The 14,456-nt window shown below is 59.9% G+C and carries 11 protein-coding genes; 6 read left to right on the top strand and 5 right to left on the bottom strand.

Features of this window, described 5'->3' with window-relative positions; translation table 11 throughout:
• Positions 1-161: 161 nt before the first annotated feature.
• The 4 genes from V476_RS16955 to V476_RS16940 all read left to right on the top strand — a co-directional run bounded on the left by V476_RS16955 (position 162) and on the right by V476_RS16940 (position 5,155).
• Positions 162-1,718: an MBOAT family O-acyltransferase gene (locus V476_RS16955; protein WP_003316941.1), complete on the top strand. Its 1,557-nt coding sequence runs from the start codon at positions 162-164 to the stop codon at positions 1,716-1,718.
• Between the two features lie 10 nt (positions 1,719-1,728).
• Entirely contained in the window at positions 1,729-2,904 is a 1,176-nt protein-coding gene (locus V476_RS16950; protein ID WP_003415203.1) for an alginate O-acetyltransferase, read from the top strand.
• A gap of 12 nt (positions 2,905-2,916) precedes the next feature.
• Entirely contained in the window at positions 2,917-3,585 is a 669-nt protein-coding gene (locus V476_RS16945) for an alginate O-acetyltransferase AlgF (RefSeq protein ID WP_003316943.1), read from the top strand.
• Between the two features lie 118 nt (positions 3,586-3,703).
• Positions 3,704-5,155: a mannose-1-phosphate guanylyltransferase/mannose-6-phosphate isomerase gene (locus V476_RS16940; protein WP_003415201.1), complete on the top strand. Its 1,452-nt coding sequence runs from the start codon at positions 3,704-3,706 to the stop codon at positions 5,153-5,155.
• A gap of 157 nt (positions 5,156-5,312) precedes the next feature.
• On the opposite strand, the gene V476_RS16935 is transcribed toward V476_RS16940, so the two are convergent.
• On the bottom strand, positions 5,313-8,093 hold the full coding sequence (locus V476_RS16935; protein ID WP_024959517.1) for an RHS repeat-associated core domain-containing protein: 2,781 nt from the start codon (positions 8,091-8,093) through the stop codon (positions 5,313-5,315).
• Positions 8,094-8,305: 212 nt separating this feature from the next.
• On the opposite strand from V476_RS16935, the gene V476_RS16930 reads away from it, so the two are divergent.
• Both V476_RS16930 and V476_RS16925 read left to right on the top strand, forming a co-directional pair.
• The gene (locus V476_RS16930; RefSeq protein ID WP_024959516.1) at positions 8,306-8,770 is read left to right on the top strand and encodes a hypothetical protein; all 465 of its coding nucleotides are present in this window, start codon (positions 8,306-8,308) and stop codon (positions 8,768-8,770) included.
• Positions 8,771-8,785: 15 nt separating this feature from the next.
• A complete protein-coding gene (locus V476_RS16925) occupies positions 8,786-9,604 on the top strand; it encodes an SDR family oxidoreductase (RefSeq protein ID WP_024959515.1) in 819 nt (272 codons plus the stop codon).
• Positions 9,605-9,675: 71 nt separating this feature from the next.
• Here V476_RS16925 and V476_RS16920 read toward each other — a convergent pair whose 3' ends face one another.
• The 4 genes from V476_RS16920 to V476_RS16905 are packed head-to-tail and all read right to left on the bottom strand — an operon-like array spanning position 9,676 to position 14,434.
• Complete coding sequence (locus V476_RS16920; RefSeq protein ID WP_017277807.1) at positions 9,676-10,536, bottom strand: efflux RND transporter periplasmic adaptor subunit; 861 nt, start codon at positions 10,534-10,536, stop codon at positions 9,676-9,678.
• A gap of 25 nt (positions 10,537-10,561) precedes the next feature.
• Positions 10,562-10,765, bottom strand: a complete 204-nt coding sequence (locus V476_RS16915; RefSeq protein ID WP_003316949.1) for a DUF1656 domain-containing protein — start codon at positions 10,763-10,765, stop codon at positions 10,562-10,564.
• Positions 10,752-12,941, bottom strand: a complete 2,190-nt coding sequence (locus tag V476_RS16910; RefSeq protein WP_024959514.1) for an FUSC family protein — start codon at positions 12,939-12,941, stop codon at positions 10,752-10,754. Before V476_RS16910 ends, V476_RS16915 begins: the two co-directional genes overlap by 14 nt.
• Positions 12,938-14,434, bottom strand: a complete 1,497-nt coding sequence (locus V476_RS16905) for an efflux transporter outer membrane subunit (RefSeq protein ID WP_024693845.1) — start codon at positions 14,432-14,434, stop codon at positions 12,938-12,940. The genes V476_RS16910 and V476_RS16905 overlap by 4 nt, the downstream gene beginning before the upstream one ends.
• Positions 14,435-14,456: the final 22 nt, after the last annotated feature.

Genomic DNA, 14,456 nt, shown 5'->3' with positions numbered 1-14,456 from the left:
ACTTGTCCGCGAAGACCTATGTCCAGGCGATGCATCCATAAAACCGGATCTCGCCTGGCCAGCTTCGCGAACAAGCTGTGAAGTGATTTGCCCCTCCCTTTTTGCGGGGGGGTTTGGGGGGGCTGTGAGCCCTTGAATGTTGGACAAACGGAGAGATAAGGATGGTTTTCTCATCCAACGTGTTCCTGTTCCTGTTCATGCCGATCTTCCTCGGCTTGTACTATCTGAGCGGGCAACGCTATCGCAATCTGCTGCTGCTGATTGCCAGCTATGTCTTCTACGCCTGGTGGCGAGTGGACTTCCTGGCGCTGTTCGTCGGCGTGACCGTCTGGAACTACTGGATCGGTCTCAAGGTAGGCGCAGCAGGTGTGCGGACCAAGCCGGCACAGAAGTGGTTGCTGCTTGGCGTGATCGTGGACCTGTGTATTCTGGGCTACTTCAAATACGCCAACTTCGGCGTGGACAGCATCAACGCAGCCATGACCTCGATGGGTCTGGAACCGTTCATCCTGACTCACGTGCTCTTGCCGATCGGTATCTCGTTCTATGTCTTCGAGTCCATCAGCTACATCATCGACGTTTACCGCGGCGATACCCCGGCCACGCGCAACCTGATCGACTTCGCTGCATTCGTCGCGATCTTCCCGCACTTGATCGCCGGCCCCGTGCTGCGTTTCCGTGATCTGGCCGACCAGTTCAATAACCGTACACACACGCTGGACAAGTTCTCCGAAGGTGCCACGCGCTTCATGCAGGGCTTCATCAAGAAAGTGTTCATCGCCGACACCCTGGCCGTGGTCGCCGACCACTGCTTCGCTCTGCAGAACCCGACCACCGGCGATGCCTGGCTGGGTGCGCTGGCCTACACCGCGCAGCTGTACTTCGACTTCTCCGGTTACAGCGACATGGCCATAGGTCTGGGTCTGATGATGGGTTTCCGCTTCATGGAAAACTTCAAACAGCCCTATATCAGCCAGTCGATCACCGAGTTCTGGCGTCGCTGGCACATCAGCCTGTCCACCTGGCTGCGTGACTACCTGTACATCACGTTGGGCGGCAACCGAGGCGGCAAAGTCGCGACCTACCGCAACCTGTTCCTGACCATGCTGCTTGGCGGTCTGTGGCACGGAGCCAACGTCACCTACATCATCTGGGGTGCCTGGCACGGCATGTGGCTGGCGATCGAAAAAGCGGTCGGTATCAATACCAAACCCTACAGTTTCAACCCGATCCGCTGGGCACTGACCTTCCTGCTGGTGATCATCGGCTGGGTCATCTTCCGCGCTGAAAACCTGCATGTCGCCGGTCGTATGTACGGCGCCATGTTCAGCTTCGGCGAGTGGCAGCTTTCGGAACTCAACCGCGCCAGCCTGACCGGTCTGCAAGTGGCAACGCTGGTGGTGGCTTATCTGACGCTGGCGTTCTTCGGTCTGCGCGACTTCTACCAGAATCGCGAAAAAGACACCGGCAAGAGCACCAAGGCTGACGGTCCTGCAACCGCACAACCGGGCACCATCAAGGCCGTTCCTGGCGATGCACCCGGCAGCCTGCACATGCCTGGCTACACCGTGGGCAGCGAAGCTCAGGTGCAACCGGCCTATTGGGAAGCCGACTGGCCACGTTACGCCATGCGCGCACTGATCCTGCTGCTGTTCGTGGCTTCGATTCTCAAACTTTCGGCGCAAAGCTTCTCGCCGTTCCTTTACTTCCAGTTCTGAGGAGACTGACATGACCCGTTCATTACGAATCCTCTACATCGCCCTCTTCCTAGCCATTCTGCTGGTCCTGGGGATCTGGTCGCTGCGCAGTTTCAGCACCTTCTCGACGTCGGCCGAGACCACTGTGCTCAATGGCAAATGGACCAAGGCGGCGGAAACTCATTATGACGATGAGTTCCCCATCAAGCGTCTGGGCACCAACCTCTGGGCGGCGCTGGATTTCAAACTGTTCAACGAAGGTCGTCCGGGCGTCGTACTCGGCAAGGACCAGTGGTTGTATACCGACGAAGAGTTCGACGCGGTTGCCAACGGCGAGCAGAACGAAGCCGACAACCTGGCGATCATTCAGGGTGTGCGTGACGCACTGGAAAAACAGGGCACCAAACTGGTCCTGGCGATCGTTCCGGCGAAGACCCGTCTGTACCCGGAGCACATCGGTGACAGCAAGCCTGCCAGCCTGCACACCGACCTGTATCAGCAGTTCCACGCTCAGGTCGCCAAGGCCGGGATCTTTGCCCCGGACCTGCTGGCGCCGCTGCAAGCTGCCAAGCAACAGGGCCAGGTTTTCCTGCGCACCGATACTCACTGGACGCCAATGGGTGCCGAAGTCGCCGCGCAGCAACTGAGCGCCGCGATTGCCCAGAAAACGCCACTGGAAGGCGAACCTGAGCAGTTCGTCACACAAGCCAAGGGAACCGAAGCCTACAAAGGTGACCTGACTACATTCCTGCCGCTCGACCCGCTGTTCAGCAACATGCTGCCCAAGCCGGACGAGTTGCAGAAACGCAGCACTGATCCGGTAGCAGGCGAAGCGGCAGGCGGTGACGCGCTGTTCGCAGACAGCGACATCCCGGTGGGTCTGGTGGGCACCAGCTACAGCGCCAACCCTAACTGGAACTTCGTCGGCGCCTTGAAAGAAGCGCTGCGCAGTGATGTCGTCAACTACGCCGAAGACGGCCATGGTCCGATCCTGCCGATGCTCAAGTACCTGCAGACCGATGCCTTCAAGAACACCCCGCCGCAAGTGGTGATCTGGGAATTCCCGGAGCGCTACCTGCCGGCACACAACGACCTTGGCGAGTTCGATCCGAAGTGGATCGCCGAGCTGAAGAAATCGCGTGACACCCAAGAAAACGTGGCGCTCAACGCCAAACAATCCGAGTCGCCCAACCGGGCGCAAAACTGAGAGGACTGACTCATGACTTTTAACACTACTGCCAACCGTTCGGCCGCAAAACGCCTGTTCAAAACCTGCGCAATGGCCGCAGGTCTGGGCCTGATGTCCCTGCAAGCTTTCGCCGGTGACTCCGCCCTGTACGGCCCGACCGCACCAAAAGGCTCGACCTTCGTGCGTGTCTACAACGCCAGCAACGCCGAAATCAGCGCCACCGTCGGCAACACCAACCTCAACGAAGTGGCGCCACTGGGCAGCACTGCGTTCAGCTTCATGCCGCAGGGCGACTACACCGCCAAGTTGGGCAGCCAGAGCCTGCCAGTGAAACTGGCGGGTGATCACTACTACACCATCGTCAACAACGCCAGCGGCAAACCACAGCTGGTCGAAGAGCCACCGTTCAAGAACAAGCAGAAATCCCTGGTTCGTGTGCAAAACCTGAGCGACAAGTCCCTGACCCTGAAAACCGCTGATGGCAAGACCGACGTGGTCAAGGCTGTAGCGGCAAAAGGCACCGGCGAGCGTGAAATCAACCCGGTCAAGGTCAGCCTGGCGCTGTACGACGGCGACAAGAAAGTCACCGATGTGAAACCTGTGGCACTGGAGCGTGGCGAAGCCGCTGTGCTCTACATCACCGGCAGTGGCAGCAGCCTCTCGCCAGTGTGGGTCAAGCCACCGGTCGCTACCCGCTAAACGGATTATGCCGGTCGGTTCAGGGCGTCAGCACTGAACCGGCCAGCGCGGAACAAGAACAAGACAGAAACGACAGACACCTCGTACGGCCCTAATTGAATGCTTTTGGAGAAACAAAATGATTCCAGTTATCTTGTCAGGCGGTAGTGGTTCACGACTCTGGCCGCTTTCGCGTAAACAATTCCCTAAACAGTTCCTGGCGTTGACCGGCGAGCACACCCTGTTCCAGCAAACCCTGGAGCGTCTGGTGTTCGAGGGCATGCAGGAGCCTATCGTGGTCTGCAACAAGGACCACCGTTTCATCGTCAACGAGCAACTCGCGGCACTGAATCTGGAAACCCAGGCGATCCTCATGGAACCGTTCGGCCGCAACACGGCACCCGCCGTTGCACTGACCGCCATGAAGCTGGTCAACGAAGGCAATGACGGCCTGATGCTGGTGCTGCCAGCCGACCACGTCATCGAAGACCAGAAAGCCCTGCAACGCGCACTGGCTCTGGCAACCGTCGCCGCAGAACGCGGCGAAATGGTGCTGTTCGGTGTGCCGGCCAACAAGCCGGAAACCGGCTACGGCTACATCAAGTCCACCGCCGATGCCCTGCTGCCGGAAGGCGTCAGCCGCGTGTCGCAGTTCGTCGAAAAACCTGATGAAAAACGCGCCAAGGAATTCGTCGAAGCCGGTGGTTACTACTGGAACAGCGGCATGTTCCTGTTCCGCGCCAGCCGCTTCCTCGAAGAACTGAAAAAGCACGATCCGGACATCTACGACACCTGCCTGCTGACCCTCGAGCGCAGCGTACAGGACGGCGACGCTCTTGAAATCGACTCCTCGACCTTCGCCTGCTGCCCGGACAATTCCATCGACTACGCAGTCATGGAAAAAACCCAGCGCGCCTGCGTCGTACCGCTGTCGGCCGGCTGGAGCGATGTCGGCTGCTGGTCGTCGCTGTGGGAAGTCAACGCCAAGGACGCCAACGGCAACGTCACCAAGGGCGATGTCGTTATCCAGGACAGCCGCAACTGCATGATCCACGGCAACGGCAAACTGGTGTCGGTGATCGGTCTGGACAACATCGTGGTCGTCGAAACCAAGGACGCGATGATGATTGCCCACAAGGACAAGGTCCAGGGCGTCAAGCAGATGGTCGCTACCCTGAACGAACAGGGCCGCACCGAGACCCAGAACCACCTCGAAGTGTACCGTCCGTGGGGCTCCTACGATTCGGTGGACATGGGCGGTCGTTTCCAGGTCAAGCGTATCTCCGTCAAGCCGGGTGCCTGCCTGTCGCTGCAGATGCACCACCACCGCGCCGAACACTGGATCGTGGTATCCGGTACTGCGCAGGTCACCTGTGACGAGAACGTATTCCTGCTCACCGAGAACCAGTCCACTTACATCCCGATCGCCTCGGTCCATCGCTTGCGCAACCCGGGCAAGATCCCGTTGGAAATCATCGAAGTGCAATCGGGCAGCTACCTGGGCGAAGACGACATCGAGCGTTTCGAAGACATCTACGGTCGTTCGAACGCGCTTGAAGCGGGTGTGAAAACCCAGACTATCGCTCGCTAACAGACGCTTTTAGCTGCAAGTGAAACAGCCCCCGGTAATTCTTTGCGCAGTGTCATGCGCACATTATTGCCGGGGGCTTTTTACCTTGAGTCCCAACCATCATTGCCCTGTAACAGCTTGCTCTCATATTCAGGTCGCTCATACGGCCTCACCGGCGCTATTGCCATGAGTGGCTGCCTCCCATTTTTATGAAGTTCGAGAGTGGCATTCTTTTTTGGGCTTCTGCCTGATAACGCTTCGGGTTTTTTAATTTTTCACCTTTAACATGGTAATTGACCATTGTTGAAAACAGCTTTCTTAGCCCACGCCCCTCTTTAAGCAATACCTCTGTGAACACCTTGGGCCCCGTGACAGCAGAAACGATTCTCATCCTGTCGCTCACATCGGCGGTGCTACTGAGCACCTTGCCAAGGCCTGTCTCACGATAAACGCTGTACCGGTCGACTATCTCCTTTTCCAAAGTGCTCAGCACCGGATTGTTGGCAGGTGACGCGAACGAGTTATTGTTAATCACGATTTTATCCCGGTTCCAAGGTGTGTCCGTCGGGCGCATCGTGAAAATCCTCTTGGGCTTGGTAATGAAATCGGTATCCCTGACACCGCGCTTGAACATGTCATCCGTGTCCGAATAAATACCGCCATAATGGTTGATCAAGCTGTAGCGAAGCACGTCACTGGCTGCCGAGTAGTGTCGAGGGTCATCCCCATACAAATCCTTATAAATCTCGTATGACGGTGTTTTCTGGAATTTTCTGAAAAATTCCTCTTCCCTGAGGTCGGAAATATGGACGTTTCTTCGCCCGCGCAGCGCTGAGGCTATTTCCGTTTCATCACCTTTTCGCAGATCCAGATGCAGATGCAGCGTCAACTGATAGTCGGGATTCAGCACAGAAGTGTTTTTGATCCCTTCCAGGCGCTCCATCAGCGGTTCAGCAGCGCCCAACCAGATGTAGTGAATATGCTTGGGAATTTCAGCGACTCCTCCCACCGCGTCGATGAACGTGAGCGGGTTGTTTCTCAACATACCGTATAAATTAAGCCCGTCCTCAAGACCGGCCGGGTCCGGATTGATCCAGCGCTGCAACCACGGCGCGTAATACCGCAGCCCGTAGTAATAAAGCCCTGTCGCATCCCGCTCCTTACCCGAGTAACGCACGGTCTTGTAACTCGCCTCGATCGCATTACGCCCCGCCCACCATGACGTGCCGCCGAACGGGTAATAACGTTCGTGGCTGACACGCTGCGCCTGCCCATCCAGTTCCAGCGTGCCGGACCCCAGGTGGTCGTTCAGGGTGTAACGAGTCTGATCATTTTCAAGCGCGTCGGGCTTTCCAGACGCCCAATGCAGCACGCGCACGTTATTACGCCCGGCCTGGGCCACAACAACATGCAGGGTTTCACCAGTGGCCGTATCGGTACGGATTTCAAGACCGGGCAGGTAACGCACATCGGCCGTATGGGTAATGGTTTTGGCTTGCGTGGTACGCACCTTGCGCAGGCGCTGGCCGCTGGCGTCGTAGCTATAGCGTTCGCTGTCGTCCATACCATTTTCACGAATAACGGGGCGCACGTGCTGCAACTGGTTGCGTCGGTCCCAGCTCAGGTTTTGTCCGGCTTGCAGGGCGAGCAAATTGCCATTGGCGTCGAAGGCAGCAGCGATTTCTGCTTCATCGGGTATATGGTCATTGATCACCGGCAGACTGCGGTTGCTGTAACGCGCAGTCACCAGCGTTCGCGAATGGGACTGCGCGCCTGTGTGGGTAAGCTGTTGCAGGTTGCCGCCGGCATCGTAGCGATACGTCTGCGTGTAATCAGCCAGCGTCGAAGGATCGGCGGGACTCTGGAAACCAGGCAGCACCGGGCCGTGATTAACGACTGCCCATTCCCTGCCCGAGGCTTCGATCAGTTGATAAAGCGTGTCGTATCGATAGGTCGAAACCGAGTCGATGCGCTGACCTTTGGAGATGGCTGGCAGAGCACGATCATCGACACGGATTACATTACCGACCGGGTCATAGTCGTAACGCAAATCCTGCAACGACTGCCCATTACTACGCGTGGTATTCAATTCCCCCAGGCGACCGTCTTCAGTGGCATAGAGCGCCGTGCTGATCACACCATTGCCAGCCGTTTCCGACACCACCCGCCCCTGCGCGTCATACTGGATGGCACTGACCAGAACCTGTTCGGCCTGACCGTTGAGCTGTAAACGACTGTTTTTCAACTGCCCTGCAACGGTGTAACCCAGACACTGAACATTGCCCTGCGCATCGCGTTGCCAGGTGATCTCGCTCACCGGGTTGTATTGCCAGCACGTGGTTGCGCCGTCACCGGGCTCCAGCAAGGCATCACGCCCGGTCAGCGACTCGGGCCAGTCAGGCTCATCGGCAGAGTGCAGAAAGCGCCGCGTTTGCCTGATCACATTTCCCGAAAGACCATACGCATCGTCAAGCCGCGTGCCTGCCGGATCGTCATGACGAATCAACTGACCGCACTGGTTATACGTGATCGAATCAGGGCCGCCGTAAAGCAAGCGCTCAACGCAGTGCTCATCTTCAAAAACCTTGATGGGCCTTAGCAGCGCGTCATACCCCGTACGTCGCACAACGCCCCGAGCGTCCCAGGCCTCCAGCACCTGCCCGGCCTCACCCGCCAACAACACCTGCCAGCCCGCGTCCACACTGTCGCTGGCCAGAACCTGACCGCTGAGCGAATGAATGACGCTGAGATTGGCGGGTGCCCGATCAGCCCACAGGCGCGGGTCCCAACAGCTGACAGGTCGCCCCGCCATGTCGAATGACGCATGGCTGGTACGGATTTGCGGCTCGATATCGCTACTCGTACGGCATAGCGCAATTGACCCCACAGGCAAGCCGCGCGGGTCCACCAACTGTAATGCCGGCGTGTGCTGATGAAGGGCAATCGAGCGTTCAACCATGACTGGCACCTGCAGCAAGTCCGACGACGCTGGAAAATTCCGCGCTGCCCCACACTCTAGATAAGTGGCGCCGTAGCGCCTACTGACACTTATGCCAGTGGCACAACAAGGGCAGACTGCAGCGCTCTCCGCGCCGACGCCTTGCCCATTGGTCAACGCCTGCCCAATGTCTGTAGTATCTCTGACATTGCATCTTGCTGGAGACCCGCCGCATGTTGATCGGCATCCTGTTAATCCTCACCTGGCTGATCCTTCTGCTCCGTTATCCGGCGAAGGCCTTGCCTGTCTCGCTGGCTGCGGCGGTCGCGCTCGGGGCGGTGGCGGCTATCGTCATCTGGCAGGACAGTCGGGAAACGCGCCAGCTTGAGCATCTGGATATCCGCCTGAGTTACAACCCGCAAGGCTGCCCGGCAGATCGTCCGTTGCAGGTCAGCATCACCAACACCAATAAGGTGACCCTGCAGGAACTGCGTTGGCGAATCGCGGCCTATGCGCCTGGTGATTCAGTGAATCTGACCGACAACACCTACGCGTCCGCACGCTATCGCGGCCCCGGTGAACTTCAGGCCAAAGGCACGTGGCAGGATTGCGTGCCGGTGCCGGCACTGCGCAACGGTTACCGCCCGCAAACCCTGGAATTTCGCGCAGAACATCTACAAGGCAGTTTCTCGGACTGACCACAAGGATTCCACATGCCCATCGCTTTGATTACAGGCTGTTCCAGCGGAATCGGCCGTGCTCTGGCCGACGCGTTCAAGGCCACTGGCTATGAAGTCTGGGCCACCGCGCGCAAGGCCGACGATGTCGCGGCACTCAGTGCAGCGGGTTTCATCGCCGTACAACTGGACGTCAACGACAGCCTGGCGCTGGAGCAACTGGCCGCCGGTCTGGAGCACAGCGGCCTGGATGTGTTGATCAACAACGCTGGCTATGGCGCGATGGGTCCCCTGCTCGACGGCGGAGTGCAGGCCTTGCAGCGCCAGTTCGAAACCAATGTGTTTTCCGTCATCGGGGTGACCCGGGCGCTGTTTCCGGCACTGCGCCGCAACAAGGGACTGGTGGTGAACATCGGCAGCGTATCCGGTGTGCTGGTCACGCCGTTTGCGGGGGCTTACTGTGCGTCGAAGGCGGCGGTGCATGCGCTCAGTGATGCGCTGCGTCTGGAGCTGGCGCCGTTCGGCGTCCAGGTGATGGAGGTTCAGCCCGGCGCGATTGCGTCGAGCTTCGCGAAGAATGCCAGCCACGAAGCCGAGCAACTGATCAGCGAACAATCGCCCTGGTGGCCGATTCGCGAAGGCATTCGTGCACGCGCCAGGGCCTCTCTGGACAGCCCTACCCCCGTCACCGAATTCGCTCGCGACTTGCTCAAGGCCGTGCAACACACTCGTTCGCCACGCCTGCTGCGCCTGGGCAACGGCTCACGCCTACTGCCGCTGATGGCGTGGTTGCTGCCCAAAAGGCTACTGGATATGGCCCTGAGAAAACGCTTTGGGCTGAACGCTGATCTGTAGCCGAGCCTTGTCACTATCGTGCCAATGCTCCGCGTTGGCATGCCGTTCTGGACGCTCTGCGTCCTCAAGTATCAGCCATCTACCGGTCTGACGATCACCGTGCAAGTCATCCCCGCCGCCAGCAACACATCCTGCGGTACCTGATCCAGATGAATACGCACCGGCACGCGCTGGGCCAGACGCACCCAGTTGAAGGTCGGGTTCACGTCGGCGATCAATTCGCGGCTTTGCGGGTTGTCACGGTCGTAGATGCCGCGTGCGATGCTTTCGACATGCCCCTTGAGCACCTCGCCGCTCATCAGTTGCAGGTCCGCAGGATCACCCACTTTCAGGTGCGGCAACTTGGTTTCCTCGAAGAAGCCGTAGACCCAGAACGAGTTCATGTCGACCACGGCCATCTTCGCCTCACCAATGCGCGCATAGTCGCCGCGATGAACATTAAGGTTGGTGACGTAACCGTCCACCGCCGCCAGTACCCGCGTGCGTGACAGGTTGAGCTCGGCCGCCTCCAGTTGCGCCTGGGCCAACTGGTAATCGGCCAGGGCCGAGGTGGCTACGTTACTCGCGTCGTCACGATTTTCCGCCGAGATGACCAGTTCATCCATGTCGGCACGCCGCCTGGCATTCAGTTTGCGCATCTCCCAGGTCGCCTTGCGTGAAGCCAGCAATGCCTGCGCCTGCTTCACGGCGATCCGGTAATGCTCCGGGTCGATCTGCATCAGCAGATCGCCGCGCTTTACCCACTGGTTGTCACGCACCGGTACCTCGACCACGGTACCGGACACATCGGCCGCTACGTTGATGATATCGGCACGTACCCGGCCATCGCGGGTCCATGGGCTATCCATGTAGTCGACCCACAGCGTGCGACCGATCCAGAGCGCGATTGCCAGCACCAGCAACGTGGCAAACAGACTGAAGAACTTTTTCATCCAGAGATTTTTCCCGACTCAGGCGTCAACGATAAAGGGGCAGCGCCAACGCGCCGAAGATGCAGATAAACAGGCTCAGACGCAGCAAGGCCGGGTGCCAGAAATATCGATACAGGTCAAAACCGGCCAGCAGTCGATCCAGCGCCCATGCCAGAACCACGGCCAGCAGAAAGATCAGCGTGAGGGTCGGCATGTACAGGCCGTGGAAGGCTATTTCACGCGGCGGCATGGACGACTCCTGAAGCGGTTCGCGCAACGCCGTAAGCGGCCAGCGGCGATTGCGGGTCCAGCAGCGACGAGCGGATAAAGTGCAGGTAGCTTTTTACCCGGCGCAGCACCGACGTATCGAAATGCGAGGCGAAGGGTTCATCGGCCTCCTGCACCCGCTTGATGGCCTGATCGACTGCAGACAGGCAGCGCTGCAGATTGATCGCATCAGGCTGGATGAACAGCCGCACCAAGGCGCGCCCCATGACTCGCAGCGCGATGCGCCAGGGCTGGTACTCGGCGTAGGCAGGGTGAATCGGCAGAAGCGCCTGTTCATGGCGCAGCTCGATAATGGCGTGGCCGATTTCCAGCACCACGAACATCCAGCGCAACAACTCGCGCTGAACCAGCGGTTTGCCGATCGCCAGGCCATATGCCTGATGCATCAGGTCGCGGGTCTGGCTTTCGAAGCTTGAGCCCAGACGCTTGAGTGGTGCGCTGATCGCAAACACCACCTGATTGCGCAAGGCCTGCTCCAGGCGTTGCCACATCCAGCGGCTGTTGGGCGGCAGGATGATTGCCCCGGCAGCAGCGCAGATCAGCATGCCCACGACCATCGCGATGTAATCGTTGATGAAGGTGTAAGGGTTGTAAACCGTGAGGTTGTCCGGCACCGAGCCCAAGCTGAAAAAGATCAGCAGCCCCAGGCCGTAACCCGTCCACTGCGGACGTGAGCCCAAATACGCGCCGAGCACAAACACCGGGGCCAACAGCAGGCACAGCAACGGAAAACCGTCGATGTGCGGGAACAGGAAAAACGTTTCGATAAAACCTGACAGCGCACCGAGCAATGTACCGCCGGCCATCTGTAGCGACATGCGCCTGGGATTGTGGGTAGTCGACGACAGCGCAACGGTGGCCGCCGAGGCCAGGACCATGCTCGCGCCGCTGGGCCACGCCGTCAGCACCCAATACACACTCATCAGGCCGACCACACAGGTCGCCCGGGCACCGGCTGCCAGCGCGGTCATCCAGTGGGTACGCGGTACGAACGAGCCCCTCCACTGTTCACGCTCATGGCTGTGGTCGGCCAGCGATGCATGGGTTCGTGCGTAGTCGAGCAACTCGCTGAGCAGGCGGTACAGCAGCTCGAACGAGGTGTGAAAGTCCAATCGTTCGGCGTCGCTGGGCAGGGTACGCTCCAGCTCGGTGCGCAGGCTTCTGACCCGCTCTGGAAAGTACGCCTTGCACGACTCCAGGCGCGTGACCAGCAGCGCCGCGTCATCGTTGGTCAAGGCGCGGTCGGCGAACCCGTCGAGCAGTTGCGCAAGGTTTTCAAGGCCGGGATCGATATGCTTCAACACCTGATCGGCGTGTTCGAGACGCAGACGTTCGAGCAATTGGTGCAGGGCATTGAAGCGCGTGGTGACCGCCATGAATTCGCTGTTCAAACGGTTGAGTCGACCGTTGCGGCGACGCATGTGCGGGTCTTCGAATACCGTGACGCTGCGCAGCCCTTCAAGGCCGATGGCCTCGGCCACAAAGCGTACATTGCCGGTTTCAAATTCAGCGCGTGAAATATCGCCGCGCAGGCCGTTGACCACGAAGCGCGCGAACCCGCCGAAGCGCAGATACAGCGCGTTGCGCATCGCAGCGCTGGAACTCTGCGGCAGCACCGACGCGCTGATTGCAGTGGAACACAGGATGCCCAGGCTAATTTCCACTACCCGCCAGACCGCCGACATGAACGAACCTTCCGGATGCGCCAGCGCAGGCAGCCCGACCATGGCTGCCGTATACCCGGCCAGCACAAAGCCATACGCGCGAAAGTTGCGATAGCGCGCCGCGCCGGCCGAACACAGGCCGACCCAGAGCGCGAGACTGCCGAGAAACGGCAGCGGACTCTGCGCAAACAGGGCCATCAACAGCACCATCATCGCCGACCCGGCCAGCGTCCCCAGCAGGCGATAAAAACTCTTGGCGAACACCTGCCCGCTCTGTGGCTGCATGACGATGAACACGGTGATCATCGCCGTGTGCGGCTGCGGCAGTTCCAGGCGCAGCGCCAGCCAGTAGGTGAGAAATGCGGCGAGCAGCACCTTGAAGATGTAAACCCAGGTCACCCCGTCACTGCGCGCCCAACTGTGCAATTCGCGACGCCACGGCAGGTCGGTGATGCGCTGTAGCGAGGCGATCATTGCCCGCCCTCAGACTCGGCGACGGTGTGTGCGAAATGACCATTGCCATTGTTATTCCCGTCAGCGTAACCGCCCAGCGCTACCACCAGTCCGGCGTAGGCTTCCAGTCGCGCGGCCTCGACCTGTTGCTGAACCTGCTGCTGGCGAAACAACTGCGTGCGCGCATTGAGCACGTTCAGGTAATCGGTCAGGCCGCGCTGCCAGGCGATCAGGGCAATGTCGTAGGTCTTTTGTGCCGACGCCACCGACTCGGCGGCGAGTGCCTGCTGCTTGTCCATCGAGGCGCGCCGAATCAACTGGTCGGAGACATTTTTCAACGCCATGACCAGCGTCTGGTTGTAATGCGCCACAGCCTGATCATAAGCAGCGGACGCCCGCCCCAGCTCCGCACGCAAGCGTCCAGCGTCGAAAATCGGCAGGCTGATGGCCGGCCCGACCTTGTAACCCAGCTTGCTGCCGGTCAGAAACTCGAGCATGCCACCGCCCGTGGCCATGTAGCTCAGGCTGCCGACCAGATCGACATTGGGATAAAAGCCCGCATGTGCAACGTCGATACCACGTGCCTGCGCCGCCACCTGCCAGCGCGCAGCCACCACGTCAGGTCGCTGACCGAGCAGTTCGGCGGGCAGTGCCGAGGGCAATGTCAGTGCGGTGTGCAACGACAGCGCAGGCCGCTGCACCCCCGCGCCCTGCCCCGGTCCCTTGCCTGCCAGCGCGGCCAGTTGGTTGCGACTCAACGCGATGGCCTCTTGCAGCGCGTCGATCTGCCGATGTGCCTCAGGCAGCGGGGTTTGGGCCTGACTGACGTCGAAGCGCGTGCCGATCCCGCCCTTGAGGCGACGCTGCGCCAGGTCGAGTATCTGTTGCTGCTGGGCCAGTGCCGCCTCGGCGATATCCAGTCGGGCGTAGTCGAGGGACAGCCGGATGTAGGCGCGGACCACGTTTTCCTGCAATTCGAGCTGCGCCTGACGCTGCTCGGCAGCACTCACGTGCGCCAGATCAACGGCCTGCTCGCTGGCGTTGCGTTCACGTCCCCACAGGTCCAGTGCGTAGCTCAGGCCCAGCGACGCATTGTTGTCCCAGGTGCGAGTATCGGCCAGCGCTCCGGGGCCATAAAACTGATCCTCTGGCCAGTCGTGACGCATCAGGCTGGCGTTGCCTTGCACTTGCACAGACTCGGCGGACTCGGCCACCTGTGCCATCGCCTTTGCCTGGCGCACACGAGCAGCGGCAAGTGCCAGACTCGGGCTGCCCAGCGTCGCCATGTCGACCCAGCGGTCCAGTTGCGCGTCGCCGTAGGCACGCCACCATTGCGCTGCGGGCCAATGGGCGTCGAGGGAAGCGCTCTGAATCGCCTGATCGGTGGCCAGGCTGTCAGCGTGCAGAACACTGCCCTGCGGTGTGATTCCATGTGTTCCGATACAGCCGCTGAGGACCAGCGTAAAAGCCAGAAGACCTACGGGCCAGAGCCCTCTGATGATGCGACGCGGCACAGCTGCAAGTTCCCGAACGAAG

The sequence above is a fragment of the Pseudomonas syringae KCTC 12500 genome (assembly GCF_000507185.2).
Lineage (GTDB): Bacteria > Pseudomonadota > Gammaproteobacteria > Pseudomonadales > Pseudomonadaceae > Aquipseudomonas > Aquipseudomonas syringae.
The sequence above is the reverse complement of the archived record's forward strand: the minus strand, read 5'-3'. Positions and strand labels throughout refer to the sequence as shown.